The following is a 3,317-nucleotide window of genomic DNA, read 5'->3' on the forward strand; positions in this document are numbered from 1 at the left end:
CTCATCCGAACGGGCAAGACGACGACATCGGGGCAGAGCCGCAACGCTGTCGCCATTGGCATGGCACTATGCACGCCAAATTTACGCGCCTCGTAGTTTGCCGCTGCGACAACGCCACGCCCCTCGGGAGTTCCCCCGACAACGACCGGACGCCCGACCAGTTCAGGTCGCTCGCGTTCTTCGACGGATGCGTAGAACGCATCCATGTCAACGTGCAGGATCATTGCGGTGCTGTCTGAGGATTCGGCGTACCCTGACGCGGGAGCGCGTCGGTGAAGCCGCCCAAGATACACGGCATCTATCGGGCGGGGACGGTGCGGATCTCGGAACCGCCATCGTGTCCAGCGGCCATCAGGTTATTTGCTGGCTAGAATCGGGGTTGACGCAGGAGAGGTTAAGGCCGTAAACGGCTGAAAAGGAGAAGGGATGATGCAAAAATTGATCTTTGTACTAATCTTAGCGACCGTGTGTATTGCAGGTTGCGTTTCCGTCCGAGACATGTTTTTGCCGGGGAATGGTGCCTCGGATACGAACCGGCGATTCTGGGATCAGACGTCCGACAATCCGTACCGATGACAACTTCCGTCGGATAAACAGCTTGTCCTGATGTTCACCGGGTGTGACTCCAATAGTACGCACGGCCAGATGGTCTGTCGTACAAGGTGTGCTGACCGCGGTCCTCCTCGGTCCAACCGTACTCGATTCCGTCCGCGGTCGAGACAGCGTGACCTTCACCAGTCGGCTCGATATAGTAAATGCTTCCACTTCGATCTGAAATCAATGAGATGCCGCTAAACGTCCGGCTCCATGTGTTGAAGTTTGCTTCGGTAGTTTGGAAACTGAAAGCTGTATTTGGCATGTAGCCATAATCATAAAAGTCGATGTCGGATGCGTCCTCAGGTAGACCGTACACCGGCGAAGCGTCGCGGGTATAGCCGTAGCCGTGAGTGGGTCGGTTCCAAAACACGACGAAGCAGCCCCCGACAATCAACAGGCCAGCGAACGCGATTAGATTCCGTGCTGGGGGCATTCCGATTTCAGCTTATATGACTGGATAGCGAAAAGGTGATCAGACGCCGCGACAGAGAGACAATTGCAGTATTTCATTGCGATGGTGTTTCTGTCCGTTCCGAGTTATCTGACAAGACGGTCAGCCCCGGACGCTGCACGCGAATGGCGTCAATAACGCCGTGCCCGTCCAAAAAGCAGTTGTCAGAAATCACCCACGGCTTTGAAAAGCGATTGGCGAGGACAATTGTCTGGCGACCGCCTTGGTGCTTTAACGCGACGGACTGTATTTCCAAAAACGACACCACGCTAGACGATGGCCAGAACAGTCCATCTTCGCACCATGATATCGTGTCCGCCTCGACAATAACAAATGAGCTTGGTCTGCGAATCAACAGGGCGACAGCAAAGACGATCTGGAACGCCGCCATAGGATAGGCCATCCAGAAGTTGCCGGATGACCCAGCCCCCAAAAATGCAATCGCCAGAACGATCGTGGCCGCCATTGCCAGCCAATACTTCCGGTTGCCAACAGGTCGTTCGAATACAAGGCGATCCATTCGTGATTTTCAGCCGGAAAACGTGGAGGCGATGTCGACCATCTCACGAGCCAGATGCAGATCTTCCATCTTCCCAAAGTCTTGGGAGACAATCAGTGAGCCGAGTTCGCTCAGTCGTTCCTCGACTTCTTCCGGTGTCATTGGCATGCGTTGTTTAAGTTTCGTGGCGAACGGTAGGGTTTTGCGGGCCGCGAAGATTGACGTTCCAATTCAAGACGCAAGCAAGCCCGGCGCCGTAACAACCCTTGGTTATCCGCCGTCATTGACTATGTGCGATGATTCTCCAGACCTCTCGCGACGACGACAGCTGTCAGCCATGCAAAACCGGCAAAAGCCGCTGTGTACAAGATACCAAACGCGATCCAAATCTGCGCGCAGACGAGCCCGAAATGGATTGGCTGTTCGACACCAAGGGTGTTCCGCTCAAAGAAGTCGTGTGGTGTCCGATTCCAGTTCATCGAATATGTTACACCATTGGCGAATCCCCAGGCGATCGTGATTGGGTATAAGATGGCAGATGCAGCAAAGATCGAGAGCCGAAATCGCATCTTGAGCGTTCCCACAGCGATTGCCGGCATGAGTATCGTTAACCACTCAATCCAACTTTCCGAGTCTGCGATTTGCGTCATGCATATCGCGATTACGACTGAGAGGAACAGCACGCAAAACATTGCGTCGCGTTTACCGATCGGCTGTACTTTTGGACTTTGCAAAGAGGTAAATCTTTATGTCGGATAACAATCTAACTATCCCCGGTTGGTCCGGAGATAAGGGCGAGAGAAACGTCTTATCGCCGGTTCGGCGGGGAATTGTCACTGGCATCCCCCGTCTGTATTGGATCTAGCTTCGCAAGTTTGGGATCCGGTTGCAAGCAGAATGCGATGGCACAGGTTCTGAAGTGCGAGTAGGCGACTGCGATGATCAACCATGGCCGATTGTAAAGGCTAAATCGCAGACCTCTTCATCCGTTGAATTCGTTTCTCAGCCGTTGGCCCGGTGAGAAAAGAAACTATCCGCGTCCGCCGCAGAATACACCTACGCGTTCTTACCGATTCAACAAGCTTGTCTCACCGACGCGTGCGTGATTCTCGCTGGCGCCAGACCCCCGGTCAACAAGAACGGGGAAAGCACTCCTTGAGGAAGGGACGCTGGGTGATCCAGACGGTCGGGATCCTGGTTTCTGAATGNTAGGNGTGGGCTTACCCGGGAGGGATTAACTTCGCGACGAGCATCTTCAACGCNNCCGGANAGATTNTTGAACCGNAGCGNCAAANTCCGGATTTTAAAAACGTTCTCGGGCTTTGCCTCTGATCGGAGGCAACAACGCCGGTCCGGATCGCTGGCAAACCGCTCCATGTCGATTCTCGTCAAAGGAGCCCAGCGAAGCGATTGAGTTTCGGTTCAGAGTGTGCGGCCACGCTGGTGAAAGAGCAGGTCGATGCCCCAAGTCGCTTGCGAGAAGAAGCGGTGGTGATCAGAGAAATGCCCGTTGCCACCGGAGTCGCTGGAAATAATCAGATCGGTGACAAAGCGATGTAGGACTGAAAGAATCCAGCCCGTCATCAACGGGCGAAACGTTTAGAATTTGGTGTTACTGGCGAAAGCTGGGGAGAACGTGCGATGCAGAGACTCGAACGAACTATCAAGTCCATGGTGGGCAGATTACCATCATTTTTCCAACGTTTTCGTGTGGTGGACGAGTGTCGGGTGCGCTCGTGCGGAAGACAATCATCGGAGCAGCATCCTGAA

6 protein-coding genes are annotated in these 3,317 nt (G+C 54.0%); 1 reads left to right on the forward strand and 5 read right to left on the reverse strand.

All coding sequences use genetic code 11. The features are described 5' to 3' along the window. The 5 genes from Poly21_RS26680 to Poly21_RS26700 form a co-directional block, all read right to left on the reverse strand. On the reverse strand, nt 1-224 hold a 224-nt coding region (locus tag Poly21_RS26680; RefSeq protein WP_496109479.1), incomplete at its 3' end, for a Y-family DNA polymerase. Nucleotides 225-610: 386 nt separating this feature from the next. Continuing rightward, a complete protein-coding gene (locus tag Poly21_RS26690; RefSeq protein WP_146410113.1) occupies nt 611-1,030 on the reverse strand; it encodes a hypothetical protein in 420 nt (139 codons plus the stop codon). Between the two features lie 73 nt (nt 1,031-1,103). Continuing rightward, nucleotides 1,104-1,514 (reverse strand): hypothetical protein, encoded by a 411-nt coding sequence (locus Poly21_RS26695; protein WP_146410114.1) that lies wholly within the window; start codon nt 1,512-1,514, stop codon nt 1,104-1,106. Between the two features lie 63 nt (nt 1,515-1,577). Beyond that, nucleotides 1,578-1,715, reverse strand: coding sequence for a hypothetical protein (locus Poly21_RS28160; protein WP_302120784.1), 138 nt, complete (start codon nt 1,713-1,715; stop codon nt 1,578-1,580). Between the two features lie 119 nt (nt 1,716-1,834). Beyond that, nucleotides 1,835-2,197 (reverse strand): hypothetical protein, encoded by a 363-nt coding sequence (locus tag Poly21_RS26700; RefSeq protein WP_146410115.1) that lies wholly within the window; start codon nt 2,195-2,197, stop codon nt 1,835-1,837. A gap of 760 nt (nt 2,198-2,957) precedes the next feature. Here Poly21_RS26700 and Poly21_RS28165 point away from each other — a divergent pair. After that, a complete protein-coding gene (locus Poly21_RS28165) occupies nt 2,958-3,107 on the forward strand; it encodes a hypothetical protein (RefSeq protein ID WP_302120786.1) in 150 nt (49 codons plus the stop codon). The last annotated feature ends 210 nt before the right edge of the window (nt 3,108-3,317 follow it).

It is taken from the genome of Allorhodopirellula heiligendammensis, from assembly GCF_007860105.1.
GTDB lineage: Bacteria > Planctomycetota > Planctomycetia > Pirellulales > Pirellulaceae > Rhodopirellula > Rhodopirellula heiligendammensis.

Coding starts and splice junctions, on each gene's coding strand:
- Poly21_RS26695 (WP_146410114.1), bottom strand. CDS start 1,514: ATGGCGGCCACGATCGTTCTGGCGATTGCATTTTTGGGGGCTGGGTCA.
- Poly21_RS26690 (WP_146410113.1), bottom strand. CDS start 1,030: ATGCCCCCAGCACGGAATCTAATCGCGTTCGCTGGCCTGTTGATTGTC.
- Poly21_RS26700 (WP_146410115.1), bottom strand. CDS start 2,197: ATGACGCAAATCGCAGACTCGGAAAGTTGGATTGAGTGGTTAACGATA.
- Poly21_RS28160 (WP_302120784.1), bottom strand. CDS start 1,715: ATGCCAATGACACCGGAAGAAGTCGAGGAACGACTGAGCGAACTCGGC.